Here is a 13,707-nt window from a genome sequence, read left to right as displayed (position 1 = left end):
GGTACAGCCAAACTCCGCCTTTTGATCAGTAGTGTCAAAAAGAAGGGAGGTGGTAGTAGAGATTTTGGGGAAATTTGAAAAAAAAAATTAGCAGTCAGTAGAGGGCGGCACAAAGCAGAATGGTTGTCCACATATGCTGCTCGTCCATCACGGAGCGTAACTGCTTGAGGGCGTAGTAGATTTGTTTTTTGACGGTTTTGTCCGATATATTCAACCGGGCCGCTATTTCGGCATGAGACAGTTGCTCCCGGCGACTCAGCAGAAACACTTCCCGCATCCGATCCGGCAATGCCTGAATCTGACTTTCGAGAAACGTGTCCATCTCCTGCGCCATCAGTTGGGTTTCCGGATCGTCGGCCACATCGTTGAAGAAACTGAGTAAGGAAGTCCGGTAACGTTCTTCCGATAAACTGAGGCTAATGGATTTCAGGGCTTTGTAGCGGGCAATAGAAATCAGGTAAGCCTTTAAGGAGCGAATATGGTCCAGTTCACCGCGTTTCTGCCAAAGCGCAATGAACGTTTCCTGAACCACGTCGCTGGCACCGTCGGGGTCGTTTAAAACCTTCACGACATACAGGAACACACTTTCCCAATACCGCTCATACAACTCGGTCAAAGCGGCCTCATTCCCCTCGTTGATGAAATCCAACAATTCGGAATCGGAGGAACGGACGAACAAATTCTTGCTTTTGTTACGATCGATCACGAGCAAGCGCTAATGGAACAAGACAATGTTGGTATTGAGAAGAACGGCTACGCAACCCGAAATTTATTACAAAATTTCACAATTTCGATGTTATACAATTGTTAAATCTGCAAATTCAGCAAAAGCTACCATTTTATATGGACGCGAGAAGCTAGCAAAAGAAGGCGTACAAAGCCAGAAGAAGCCTACATTTGACTTTATCAAACCTGCCAGGTGAGCGACCCCGTCTCTAAGACCTTTTAAGTTGCTTAGACAGGAACGCGGAAAATCTCCGCAATGAGAAGATAGATCAGCGAAACAAATCCTTCAACGCCCGCTGCGCAGCCTGATAACCACACATACCGTGGACACCCCCGCCCGGTGGAGTCGATGAAGAACAGATGTACAGCCCCTTTGCCGAAGTCCGGTAGGGCGACCAGCGCATGGCGGGCCGGGTAAAAAGTTGCCCGATGTCGATAATACCGCCGTTGATATCGCCCCCGATGTAGTTGGGATTATGCTCCTGCATCTGAACGCTGTTCATCGTGTGCCGGGCCAGAATCCGGTCGCGGAAACCGGGGGCAAACCGCTCGATCTGGTTTTCAATAGCCGTGGTCTGGTCGAGGGTCGAGCCGTTGGGAACGTGGCAGTATGCCCAGGCCGTGTGCTGGCCCGCCGGTGCGCGGGTTTCGTCGAACAGACTTTGCTGCGCCAGCAACACGTACGGTTTTTCGGGATGTCCTCCCCGGGCGGCCTGTTGCTCCGATGCGGCAATTTCTTCCAGCGTATTCCCCAGATGAACCGTTCCGGCCCGGCGGCACCCTTCGGCGGTAAACGGAATGGGGCCGTCCAGCGCCCAGTCGATTTTGAAAACGCCCATGCCGTAGCGATAGCGGTTCAACTGCCAGCGGTACAGCGATGAAAACCGCTGTCCGGCGATTTGCAGCAGTTGCCGGGGCGTTACGTCAAACAAAACCGCTTTCGCCGACGGCAACTGAGTCAGGTCGGAGACGTAAAAATTCGTTTCAATTTTACCCCCCAGGGACACAAAGTACGATGCAAGTGCATTCGCGATCTGCTGCGAACCACCCTTGGGCAACGGCCAGCCGCGCAAATGCCCCACCGTCATCAACACCGTAGCGATGGCCGAGGTGGCAAAATTCGACAGCGGCTGGATCGAGTGGGCCGCCATACCCGCCCATAACCCCCGGGCCTGTTTGGTTTTGAACCAGTTGCCTAGCCAGGTCGATGGCGGCAGCGCTTTCAGGCCGAAAAAGGCAAAATCGATGGGGTGTTTCGGAAAAGACAATGGCCCCAACACATCCGCGTCGATGCGGGGCCATTGGGCAAGAAGTGGTTTAAAGAAGTCGAGATACGCTTTTTCATCCGGTCCCAGCAAGCGGGCGGTTTCGTCGATGGAGCGGGTTAAAACAGCCGCCGTTCCGTCGTCGAACGGATGAGCAGCCGCCACCGGAGGCTCAATGTACTCCAGGCCGTGGTCGGCCAATGGCAACGTCCGAAAAAACGGCGATCCGGTGGCCAGCGGATGAATAGCCGAGCAAGTATCGTGCACAAAGCCGGGTAAGGTCAACTCCGCTGACCGCAGCCCTCCGCCAATCTGCGGTTTCCCTTCCACGATCAACACCGAAAGCCCGGCTTGTTGCAGGGTAATGGCAGCAGCTAATCCATTCGGGCCGGAGCCGACCACAACGGCGTCAAAGTCTGTTTTACGCACGATTTCAGATTTATTACACAGAGTTGATCAAAGGACATCAGAGATTAGCAGAGTTTTCCCTGATTACCTCTGATGTTCTCTGATCAACTCTGTGTAACCGTTAAATTTTTACACTTCCGGACGGAACAAAACCTGCCCTGATGAGGTAACTCGCCAGGCTGTGATGGGGTTCAAATGGTACCCGCCCGTATCGGGGCCGCGAGCCGTCAGCAACTCCTGAAGCGTTGGCTGGAGGTAATCGGTTTCGTCGGTCACGCGGCTCATGATGACGGTTTCGCTGCCGTTCCACTGCCAGAGATACCGAAACCGGGTGTGGGCTTTGTCCAAAACCGGTCCCTGCAATTCGGCCACTTGCCACGTCTTGCCGTTGTCGGTACTCACTTCCACTTTCGTTACCTTGCCCCGCCCGCTCCAGGCAATGCCCCGGATTTCGAGCCACCCCTTTTGAATAACCGCTGGGTACGTTGGAAAGGTAATCACCGAACGGGCGTCAATGGTGAAGCTAAATTGCCGGATTTTGCCGTCTTTGATCGGCTCGGTGTATTTCGAGGTTTCCTCCCGCGTCATGAACGGCTGGTCGGAGAGCTCAAGTCGCCGGAGCCATTTCACGCTGGTGTTGCCCTCCCAGCCGGGCAGGAAAAGCCGCACCGGGTAGCCCTGCTCCGGACGAAGCGGCTCGCCATTCTGAGCGTACACAAGCATGGCATCATCGTAGCCTTTGCTGACAGGAATGCTGCGGGTCATCACGGCGGCATCGGAACCTTCGGCCAGAAACCAGCTCGCTTTCGGCTTGACACCCACTTCCCGAAACAAGGTTGACAGCATCACGCCGGTCCACTCGCTTTGGCTGGTGAGGCCGCAAATCTCCTGCGGACTGAGTTTTTCGTTGGTCCCACGACCCCGGTAATTGCCCGAACATTCCAGAAAGCAGATGCGCGAAACCGACGGAAACCGTTTTAAATCCGCCAGCGTAAAAACCGTTGGCCTGTCGACCATGCCGTGAATCAGCACCTGGTGTTTGGCCGGATCGATGACCGGTACCCCGCCATGGTGTCGCTCAAAATGCAGGTCCGAGGGCGTAATGATCCCGTACAAATCCTGCAACGGCGTTCGGGAGGAAGTTTCCGTTGGACTTTTGACCAATTTTTCAAATTTCGACCGCGTGCCGAGAGCACCCGGCGGTGTCCCCGGAACTTTGGTGGGGTCGTCCGGGGCGATTTCTTTTTCGGAAATACCGATCTGAACGGCTTTGGCAAACGACGTTTGCGTGATGGCAACAGCAGCCGTGGCGGCTCCACCGAGTAAGGTACGTCGGTTTATTTTTCGGCTCATTTGATTTCCCGGCCTCCTTTCCGATCATCCGGCACAAAGAAGGAGTGTGCGGGCATGACAATTTTGGGCAGCGTCTGAGCGTTCATCACCGCCGTTGAATCCACAATTTTATTCAGGTACAGCAAATACGCCGTCAAGCTATATACCTCCTGATTCGACAGCGAGCCCGGGGCATTTAACGGCATGGCCCGGCGGATGTAATCGAACAGGGTGGTGGAGTAAGGCCAATAATTGCCAATGGCTTTTTGCCGATCTTTCAAAGAAGTAGCCACCAGTCGACCGCCCAGCGTCGCATTTTCTGTGCCGGTTGCCCCGTGGCAGGCCACGCATTGGGCTGCGTACAGCGCTTTTCCTGCCGATACGGTTCCTGAACCAATGGGCAAACCGATACCGTCGGGCCGGACGTCAATGTCCAGGGCAGTAATTTCCTGGCGCGTTGCCGGGCGACCCAGTCCGAAACTAGCGGGCCAGCCCAGCGTGTCCATCCTGGCGCCCTGCGCAGCGTGAATAGGTATGGCCGACAAATCCCGACCCTTTGCCTGACAACACGCCTGCAACGTGTGGAGAAGCCAGAAACCCATCAGACCATATCCTAACGTCTTTACCATTGAAAAAATGGATTTTCTTTGCATGCTTTACCGGTTTAGGATGAAATGACTTTCCGTCTGGCGACCCAATAATAAATCGGAACGCCCGAAAGTGCAATAATCAGTCCCGGCCAGGTATAGGTCGGTTTGTAGATAATCAGCAATAGGCAGAAGGCTACGCCCATAACGATGTAAATAATGGGCAAAACCGGGTAACCAAACGCTTTGTAGGAACGCTCGAGGTGCGGCTGTTTTTTCCGCAAAATGAAAATGCCCCAGATGGTCAGGATGTAAAACAGCACCACGACAAAGGAAATCATATCCAGCAAATCGCCGTACTTACCACTCAGGCACAGCGCCGACGCCACAATACTCTGAATCCAGAGTGCGTATTCCGGCACCGCATGCTGGTTCAAACGGGCGGTTTTCCGAAAAAACAATCCGTCTTTTGCCATGCTGTAATACACGCGCGCTCCCGCCAGAATCAGGCCGTTGTTGCAGCCGAAGGTAGCCACCATAATCATGATCGCAAACAAGGCGGTGCCGCTGATGCCGAAAATGGCCTGCGCAGCCGCAATGCCGACGCGGTCTTTTTCCGTAAAACCGATGTGCTGCAAGGGCAAAACCGCCGTAAACATCACATTCAGGGCGACGTACAAAACCGTCACCAGCAGCGTGCCCAGCAGTAGGCTTAGCCCAATGTTTCGCTTGGGGTTGGTGATCTCACCGGCCACGAACGTCACGTTGTTCCAGGCGTCGTAGCTCACCACCGAACCAACCATCGCAGCCGCAATGGCCCCACCCAAGGCCGGAATCCCGGCATATTCCTGCACGGAACCGTCACTCACCAGCTTGCGAAGGTGCCAGGCATCGGTCCAGTTGGCGGCCCAGACTTCCGGTTTCAGGTAGATAAAACCGAACACGATCAATCCCAGAACGCTCAGGACTTTGGTCGCGGTAAACGTGGTCTGGATGATTTTTCCGCCTTTGACGCCTTTGGTATTGACATAGGTGAGCAGCAGAATCAGACCAATCGCCAACACCTGCGCCGGTGAAATCCGCAACGAGCCAATCATCAAAAGCGTTACGTCTTCGCTAATTTCCGGCACGAAATAAGCCAGGAATTTGAAGAACGAAACGCCCACGGCGGCAATCGTTCCGGTCTGGATCACGGCAAACAGGCTCCAACCGTACAGGAACGCAATCAGCGGATTGTAGGCTTCTTTCAGATAAATATACTGCCCCCCCGCTTTCGGGTACATGCCGCTCAGCTCGCCGTAGCTCAAAGCCGCCGTGAGCGTCATAAAACCGCTGATGATCCAGACGGCAATCAGCCATCCCGCCGAGCCGATGTGCCGCGTAATGTCGGCGCTGACGATGAAAATCCCGGAGCCAATCATGCCCCCGGCCACCAGCAGGGTTGCGTCCAGCAGGCCGATTTCCCGCTTCATGGTGGTGGGTTCCGTCTGTATTTGCAGGTCTTCCATGCGTTATACAAGAACGGCGTTCGTTAAAGGCGTGACCGGTGTCTCGGCCGGAATGCGGTTTTGCAATACCGGCATTGACACGTTCGGCAGGTGCGGCAACACCAGCTCAGCAAAGTAGTTGGCCTCCTCGATCAGCGGAAAACCGGAGAAAATAAACGCCCGGATACCCATATCCATGTACCGGTTCAGTTTGGCAATGATCTGTTCCGGACTGCCCACCAGACCACCACCGCATCCTGAAAACACCTTGCCGATGTGCGTCCAGAGAATGTCTTCCACAAACCCATCATCGTCGGCGGTTTCGCGCAGTTCGTCCTGCCGAACCACGCCCAGCGAACGGGAATCCTCACCCCGGCTGCGGATTTCTTTCCCGCGCTGTTCATCGAATTTCGACATCAGTCGCCGGGCATAGGCGCGGGCTTCGGCTTCCGTTTCGCGGACGATGATGTGCACCCGCAGGCCAAAATCAATGGTTCGGCCTTCGGCAGCAGCCCGGGTGCTCATATCCTGCATGGTCGCGTACAAACTTTCTTCGGATTCGGGCCACATCAGAAACACGTCACAATACTTGGCGCAGACTTCGCGCGAACCGGGCGAGGTGCCGCCGAAATACAGCAGCGGACCGCCATTTTGCTGGTACGGTTTTACCGGATCGCTAGGCATGTTAAACTGGTAGATCTCGCCCTTGAAATCGATGCGATCCTGCGTCCAGGCCTGCTTCAAAATCTCGATAACTTCGGCGCAACGGCGGTAGCGGAAGTCCGGGTTTTCGCGCGTGCCGGGCAAATCGGAATTGATGATGTTGAGAATCAGCCGTCCTTTCAGCATGTGGTCGAGCGAGGCAATGGCGCGCGCCAGCATCGGCGGGTGAATCTCACCGGTTCGGATGGCCGCCAGCAAATTGATGGATTCGGTTTGGGGGGCAACACCAGACGCAAACGTCAGCACATCCTGCCCGACGGTATACGCCGTTGGCAACAGAATCGAGCTGAAACCCAGTTGGTCAGCTTCCCGCGTAATCGCGCTGCAATGGTCAAAATTGCTCCGGCGCTCCTCGTCCAGAACGCCCAGAAACTCGGTATCGCCCCCGATGATGTCGTTAAACCAGGAAATCTCCGCCACGCGTTGCGACGTACGGATAGGAACGGTTTTTATATTGGATAAAGTCATGATGTTTTTAATGGAAAGAAGTTAGACACGAGAAGGCAGAGCCGCGTCAACGGATCGACAAAGCAAGCGAGAAGAACCGGTCTTGTGTCTCTGGTTCAACGTCTACTCGCTCGTGTCGAAAAAGAAAAATATAGTAGGAAGTCAAGGTGCTCCCTACTATGCCAACACAACTAACTTTTCTGTCAATTAAGAAGCTAGTTCTATCGCCGGAATACGGTTTTGCCTTCCTTGATGGTTTCCAGCACCACGATATCCTTGATCTTCAAAGGATCAATCGTCAGCGGATCATCGGACAGCACCACCAGATCGGCCAGCTTGCCTTTTTCGATAGAACCTTTGATATTTTCTTCAAAATACTGGTATGCACCGTTGATCGTGATAGCCCGCAACCCTTCGAGGGGCGTTACGCGCTCTTCCGGCCCGATGGTTTTTCCCGAACGGGATTGCCGGTTGACCGACGACCACAGCAAAAACATCTGGTCGACAGGCGTGATGACGTAATCCGTATGGTTCGTAAAGGTGATATTACGCTTGAGCGCCGACTTCAGCGGGCTGGAAAAAAACGCCCGATCCTGCCCCAGGTTCTGGATGTGAACATCGCCCCAGAAAAAGGTGTGGTTTGTAAAAAACGACGGCACCAGGCCCAGCTTTTTGTATTGGTCCAGCTGATCGGGCCGCACAAACTGCGAATGAATCACCACGGGCCGCCGGTTGGTGCTGGTCGTTTTCAGTTCTCGGTTGGCGTTTTCAATCGCCGTCAGATACATATCGATGGCCGCATCGCCGTTGCAATGCACGTACACCTGAATGTTGTTTTCGAAGCCTTTCTTCACGGCGGCATTGAACTGTTCCTGGGTGGTTACCGGAAAACCGTTGCACTCCGGGTTGTCGCAGCCCGGCACTTTGGTCAGGTACGGTTTTCCAAAAAAAGCGGTTTTTCCTTGCGGAGAGCCGTCAGACACGAACTTGAAACCATTCAATTTCAAGTGGTTGTTCAGAATACCGTACTTAAACTGTGGATTCCCAATTACCTTATCGACAATGGCGTACGAGGGCAGCGTTTCGATGTCGATGAACAAGGCATTGCGTTCGGCGGCTTTCCGAAGCAGTTCCAGCGATTCAAAACTGGTACTACCGTCCTGCGCGGTTGTGATGCCATGGCTGGCGTAGAACGTTTGCTGAGCTTTCAGATCGTTGAGCTGATCATCCAGCGTCGGCGCTTTGCTTTCCACAAATCCCCGAATGAGTCCCTGCGCCTTTTCCTGCAACAGGCCATCGGGTTCGGTGCTCCCCGGTTTGCGGACAATCAAGCCGCCCGCCGGATCTTTGGTGTTGCTGTTGATCCCGGCAATTTTCAGGGCCGCTGAATTGGCCACCGACATATGGCCCGACACGTGCGTAATGACCACCGGATTATGTGGGAAAGCCCCGTCGAGGTCTTCTTTGGTGGGGTGCCGTTTTTCCGCCAGCTGATCCACATCATAACCAAAGGCCGTAATCCATTCACCGTCCGGAATCTTTTTGGTGACTTTGTGTTTCTGGAGTTCGGCCACCAGATCGGTCAGGTTCTTGACCGGCCCGACGGGCGGGGCCGCCACATTCGCCATCTTGGTGCGGGCCAGCCCCATGAAGTGGCTATGGCCGTCAATCAATCCCGGAATGACGGTTTTTCCGCCCAGATCCACCACGACCGTATTGGCGCCTTTCAGCTTCGAAATGGCCGCCGTTGAACCGACGTCCAGAATTTTACCGCCCTGTACGGCCACGGCCTGCGCTACGGCATTGGTCGCATTGACCGTGATGATCTTTCCATTGATGTAAATTTTATCGGCAGCGGCTTTGGGCGCTTTGTCGCCTTTACCGGCGTCGGTACTGAACCCGTGAACTGGCAGGGCCGCCAGCGCCAGTAGCGCAATCGTTTTTTTCATGATTTGCAGGAATCGTATTTGACAGGAAGTAGTTAGTGGATTCATTAATAAATAGTCATTATCTCGGCGACAAACCGTTATACGCCAGCTCATTGCTGGGAACGGCCCAAACGTAGTTACCCGCCGTGGGCGCGATTTCAGGGGCGGTTCCGGCATTACCAGTTTTGGCGGGCAGTGGCTGCACCCGGCGCAGTAAATCCAGCGTCCGGAAGCCTTCGCCCAGCAGCTCAATGCGCCGTTCGGTCAGAATGGTGTTCACCAGTTCGTCTTTGGTACCGACGCCTGTTGTGAAGTTAAAACCGGCATCCGAGCGGTTTCGCACGGCTTTGAGCAAGGCTGTCGCGGTGGCCAGGTTACCGGTTTGGGCAGCGGCTTCGGCGTAGTTCAGCAGCACTTCGGCGTAGCGGATCACCGGGACATAATCCGTGTAGGGCGCGGCATTTTTCGTAAATTTCCGCAGCAGCTTCTGCCCGGCGGCATTGGTCGTAATCAAGTTTTTCCGGACATCCGTGGAGGTTGCCGACGCGAAAACCGGGTCCGCCACAATCGCCGACGGATTCAGATAAAGCACGGGTGACAGGTAGTTGGCCGCCAGCGAAAACTGCAAACCGGGGGCTTCGGCGGGGTTTACGAACGGAATGGTAAACAGGGCTTCCCCACCGACGTACGATCCACCAAAAACCGTGGCAATGTTGGCTTCCAGCCGGTGCGTCAGCGTTCCGGCGGTGTATTGATACGGAGCCGATGCTGGCACTAGTTTGGCCGCTTCCGTGACGACGTTGGCGTAATCACCTTTGGCCAGGTAAGCCCGGGTTTTGAGGGCAATGGCGGTGGCCTTGTGCGCCCGCGAGGCATTCAGAATGGCCGTTGAATAAGCCGCGGGCAAATCCGTTTCAGCCTCGTTTAAATCCCTGATAATCTGAGCATACACTTCAGCGACGGTACTAAACGGAAAGTCGTTGTTGCTACCGGAGGTTTCGGGTTTCAGCCGCAGCGGCAGGGCCGGGCTATTGCTGGCCTGAGCAAACGGTTTGGCGTAAGTCTGTACTAGACTCAGGTAACTGAACGCCCGCAGGAACTTGGCTTCGGCGGTGTAACTTTTGCGCAACGAATCCGACACGACCGTCGAATTGCTCAGGTTTTCGATCAGCAGATTGGCTAAATTAATGGTGGTATACGCCGTGCTCCAGACGGAATTGACGAAGTCGCCCGAAGCCGTGATGGACTGGTTCCAGACGTTGGCGCCGGTCGCGTTGTTGCCGTCGTTCTGGCTGAATTCGTTGCCGCGTTGTTCGTTGAAGACCAGAAACCGCCCTCCGTAAAAAATCGGACTGCTGAACTGGGCGTACAACCCGTTGACCTGCGCCAGTACTTTGGCGGGCGTGCTGTAAGCGGCATCGTTGGAAATGGTCGTGACCGGCGTTTTGTCCAGCAAATCGTTGTGGCAGGCCGTCAGCAGCAATGTCAGGGCGGGAATCAGCGCCAGCGTTCGCAGCAATTGTTGGGTATGATGTCGCAAAAATTTCATAGCAATTAATGTCAAAAGGAAGAAGGCCAATCGTTTAAAAACCGACATTCAAACCGAGGGTGAAAACGGACGCGTTAACCGGCACATTCTGGTCTTTGCCGGAGTTGATGGAGTTGCCGTTGATCGACACTTCCGGGTCCGAACCGGTGTAGTTCGTGATCGTGAACAGGTTAGCCGCCTGCACGTACGCCCGCGCCGACGCGATGTAGTTGGCAATGCCGAGTCGCTGCACCGGCACCCGGTAGCCCAGCGCCACGTTTTTCAGCTTGGCAAACGAACCGTCTTCCACGTTGGCGGTATTGGCCGACGAAAAACCGCCGGTGAAGCTGTCGCCCCAGACGAGTTTCGGAATGTCCGTCACCTGGCCCGGCGTGGTCCAGCGATCCTTGATAAACGTGCCGTTGTTGAAATACCGCTGATCGGACAGCGTCGAGCGCGTTCCGTTGTACAATTTGTTGCCGCCGGAGAAGATGATGTTGACCGCCAGATCGAAGTCGCCGTAGCTTAGGTTGTTGTTCCAACCGCCGTAGTAAGTCGGCAGCGACGGCCCCTGAATCCGGCCATCGGCGTAGTTGTCAATGGCCGGAGCCGTGCCGCCTTCGAGGTACGTAAACCGCTTCGCCACTGCGTCGTACTGCACGGTTTCGTCGTTCCGATTGAGGTACAGCCGGTTGCCGTTGGTCGGGTTGACGCCCAGGGTCGGCACCGCAAAAATGGACCCCACCGAATAGCCCACGCGGGTGATGTTCTGAATGCCGAAGGTGCTCAGGTTGGTCGGGTAAATATCGCCCCCGGTGCCCAGCGACGTCACCCGGTTTTTGAGCGTAGCAATGTTGAAACCGGCATTCCACTGGAGCTTGCCTTTCGTCAGAATGCCCGCGTTGATCGCCAGCTCGACGCCTTCGTTGTAGAGCGAACCCACGTTGGCGGCAATCGAGTTGCCCGGAATGCCTTTCGACAATGCCTGCGGAGCGTTCAGAATCAGGCCGTCGATGGTGTTTTTGTAGTAATCGGCTTCCAGCGTGATGCGGTTGTTCCACAACCCGACGTTCAGGCCAATGTCCACTTTTTTGCTTGATTCCCAGCGCAAATCCGGGTTCCCGGCCTGCCCGAACGCCAGACTGGCCACGCCCGCGTAGGTGCTCGATCCATACTGCGACAAGGCGGCATAATCGTTCAGGCTGCTGTTGCCCACAATGCCGTAGCTGGCCCGGATTTTGACCTCATTAAGCGTATGTGCCAGCACCGAGTTTTTGTAAAACGACTCTTCCGACAGGTTCCAGCCCACCGAACCACCACCGAAGTTACCCCACTTGTTGCCAGCCGCCAGCGCCGACAAACCGTCCCGGCGGAAGTTGAAACTAAACAGGTATTTGCGTTGGTAGTCGTAGTTGACGTTGCTGAAAAACGAAAGCAAACCGTTCTCGGTAAACACGTTGGCTGCGGGCGTAATGGTGGTAAAACCGCCCTGGTAATTGGTGTAAAACGGATCGGCCAGGCCCGTGCGGTTGGCACCCCAGCCGTCTACTTTCCGGTAAATTTCCTCGTGTCCGACCAGGACTTTCAGGTTGTGATCGTCGTTGAACGTGGTGCTGTACGAAAGTGTGTTGGTCCAGTTTGAACGGAAATACGTGGTGGTGGAGTTGGTGGCCACGCCATTGGTCGGGAAACCGTCACCACTGTAAGGATTCCGGAACTCCTTGTTCTCAACTACGTAGTTATCAATGCCGTACACGGTTTTCAGTTTCAGATCTTTCAGCAGTTCGACCTCCGCAAATACGCTCCCAATCAGGGTGTTATTCTCGGACGAATTCCGATCCAGGTCCAGAACGGTTTGCAGGTTGTAGGCATTGAAAACACCCAGCGCCGTGCTGTTGGGACCGTACCCGATGTTGCCGTTGGCGGGGTTGATGTTGTACGAACCGTCGGCGTTATAAACCGGCACGTTGGGCGGCAGAATGTAGGTCAGACGCGCCAGCGGTTGCAGGCCAATGTACTGCGTATTGACGCTGTTGCCCGACGACGACGCCACCGAATTGGGACCAATGGCCCCCGAGTTTGGACCGGCATTAACGGATTTGCTGTACGTCAGGTTGGTTCCGAGGCTGATGCTGCGGTTCAGTTTGTGTTCGAGGTTGAGTCGGGCCGCCTGCCGTTTGAAGGTGTTCGTTTTCAGAATCCCGTTCTGATCTGAATGGTTGAGCGACAGAAAATAGTTGGTCGCATCGTTCGCACCCGACACGCTGACGGTATGGTTTTGCGAAACCCCGGTCTGGTAAGCCACGTCGTACCAATCGGTTCCGACGTCACTGCCGTCGGCATTTTTTCCCAGCACAAAACCCGGCGACAGCCCGGCGTTCACCCGCGCTTCGTTTTTGATGGCCACGTATTCGGCTGGATTCAGCAGCGGCAACAAATTGAACGGTCGGCTGAAACTCACCCAGCCGTCGTAATTGACTTTGGTCCGGCCTTTCTTGCCTTTTTTGGTGGTAATCACAACCACGCCATTGGCTGCCCGCGATCCGTAGATGGCCGTCGCCGAGGCATCTTTCAGAATATCAATTGTTTCAATATCGCTGGGATTGATGTCGGCCAGCGGATTATTACCGACCGAGCCGCCCGACGAGCCGGTAAAAACCGTTACGCCATCGACCAGAATGAGCGGATAAACCGAAGACGTAATCGAGTTGATGCCCCGAATCCGGAACACGGGCGTAGCATTCAGCGCGCTGCTCGGCTGCACGATGTTGACCCCGGCGGCCTGCCCGCCCAGCAGTTGATCCAGACTCTGTGCTGGGCGGTTTTCCAGTTGCGTGGCCGACACTTTCGACGCCGAGCCGGTAAATGCTTTCTTGCTTTCGCTGGAATACCCGGTTACGATGACTTCGTTGAGCTGGCGCGTGTCGGCGGCTAACGAAACATTGAAGGATGTCCGGTTTCCGATGGAAATTTCCTGCGATAGGTAACCGATGGATGTCACCACCAGGGTTTTGGCGGATGCCGGAACCGAGAGCGAGAACTTGCCGCTGGCATCGGTTTGCGAGCCGACGTTGGTACCCTGCACAACCAGGTTTACGCCCGGCAACGGCTGTTTGTCGTCTTGTCCGGTTATAAGGCCGGAAATTTGTCGGTTTTGGGCGAAGGCCGTGGCCGTACTGATCAGCAACAGAACGACGGTTCTGAGCCAACGGCTCACTGTTCTTTTTGGGATAGTTTTTTTCATGTAAATAGGGATACATTCGTGCTTGGCCCACG

9 protein-coding genes are annotated in these 13,707 nt (G+C 55.0%); all 9 read right to left on the bottom strand.

The window, feature by feature from the left end; all coding sequences use genetic code 11:
• Positions 1–94: 94 nt before the first annotated feature.
• Entirely contained in the window at positions 95–706 is a 612-nt protein-coding gene (locus tag ACYVH9_RS03905) for an RNA polymerase sigma factor (protein WP_460634983.1), read from the bottom strand.
• 289 nt (positions 707–995) lie between these two features.
• Positions 996–2,420 (bottom strand): phytoene desaturase family protein, encoded by a 1,425-nt coding sequence (locus ACYVH9_RS03900; protein ID WP_460634982.1) that lies wholly within the window; start codon positions 2,418–2,420, stop codon positions 996–998.
• A gap of 108 nt (positions 2,421–2,528) precedes the next feature.
• Positions 2,529–3,752, bottom strand: coding sequence for a sulfite dehydrogenase (gene soxC / locus ACYVH9_RS03895; RefSeq protein WP_460634981.1), 1,224 nt, complete (start codon positions 3,750–3,752; stop codon positions 2,529–2,531).
• Positions 3,749–4,360: a c-type cytochrome gene (locus tag ACYVH9_RS03890; protein ID WP_460634980.1), complete on the bottom strand. Its 612-nt coding sequence runs from the start codon at positions 4,358–4,360 to the stop codon at positions 3,749–3,751. The genes soxC and ACYVH9_RS03890 overlap by 4 nt, the downstream gene beginning before the upstream one ends.
• Positions 4,361–4,395: 35 nt before the next feature.
• Positions 4,396–5,826, bottom strand: coding sequence for an APC family permease (locus ACYVH9_RS03885; RefSeq protein ID WP_460634979.1), 1,431 nt, complete (start codon positions 5,824–5,826; stop codon positions 4,396–4,398).
• Positions 5,827–5,829: 3 nt separating this feature from the next.
• A complete protein-coding gene (locus ACYVH9_RS03880) occupies positions 5,830–6,996 on the bottom strand; it encodes an LLM class flavin-dependent oxidoreductase (RefSeq protein ID WP_460634978.1) in 1,167 nt (388 codons plus the stop codon).
• 200 nt (positions 6,997–7,196) lie between these two features.
• Positions 7,197–8,924, bottom strand: a complete 1,728-nt coding sequence (locus ACYVH9_RS03875) for an amidohydrolase (protein ID WP_460634977.1) — start codon at positions 8,922–8,924, stop codon at positions 7,197–7,199.
• 58 nt (positions 8,925–8,982) lie between these two features.
• A complete protein-coding gene (locus ACYVH9_RS03870) occupies positions 8,983–10,452 on the bottom strand; it encodes a RagB/SusD family nutrient uptake outer membrane protein (RefSeq protein WP_460634976.1) in 1,470 nt (489 codons plus the stop codon).
• Positions 10,453–10,486: 34 nt separating this feature from the next.
• Positions 10,487–13,675 carry a SusC/RagA family TonB-linked outer membrane protein gene (locus ACYVH9_RS03865; protein ID WP_460634975.1) on the bottom strand — a complete coding sequence of 1,063 codons (3,189 nt, stop codon included), beginning with the start codon at positions 13,673–13,675 and terminating at the stop codon, positions 10,487–10,489.
• Between the last annotated feature and the right edge of the window lie 32 nt (positions 13,676–13,707).

The organism is Larkinella harenae (assembly GCF_054780515.1).
This window is presented reverse-complemented; position numbering and strand designations above follow the sequence as displayed.

Excerpts from the sequence above, each read along its gene's own strand:
- ACYVH9_RS03880 (WP_460634978.1), bottom strand. The coding sequence starts at position 6,996 with ATGACTTTATCCAATATAAAAACCGTTCCTATCCGTACGTCGCAACGC.
- soxC (WP_460634981.1), bottom strand. The coding sequence starts at position 3,752 with ATGAGCCGAAAAATAAACCGACGTACCTTACTCGGTGGAGCCGCCACG.
- ACYVH9_RS03875 (WP_460634977.1), bottom strand. The coding sequence starts at position 8,924 with ATGAAAAAAACGATTGCGCTACTGGCGCTGGCGGCCCTGCCAGTTCAC.
- ACYVH9_RS03885 (WP_460634979.1), bottom strand. The coding sequence starts at position 5,826 with ATGGAAGACCTGCAAATACAGACGGAACCCACCACCATGAAGCGGGAA.
- ACYVH9_RS03890 (WP_460634980.1), bottom strand. The coding sequence starts at position 4,360 with ATGGTAAAGACGTTAGGATATGGTCTGATGGGTTTCTGGCTTCTCCAC.
- ACYVH9_RS03870 (WP_460634976.1), bottom strand. The coding sequence starts at position 10,452 with ATGAAATTTTTGCGACATCATACCCAACAATTGCTGCGAACGCTGGCG.
- ACYVH9_RS03865 (WP_460634975.1), bottom strand. The coding sequence starts at position 13,675 with ATGAAAAAAACTATCCCAAAAAGAACAGTGAGCCGTTGGCTCAGAACC.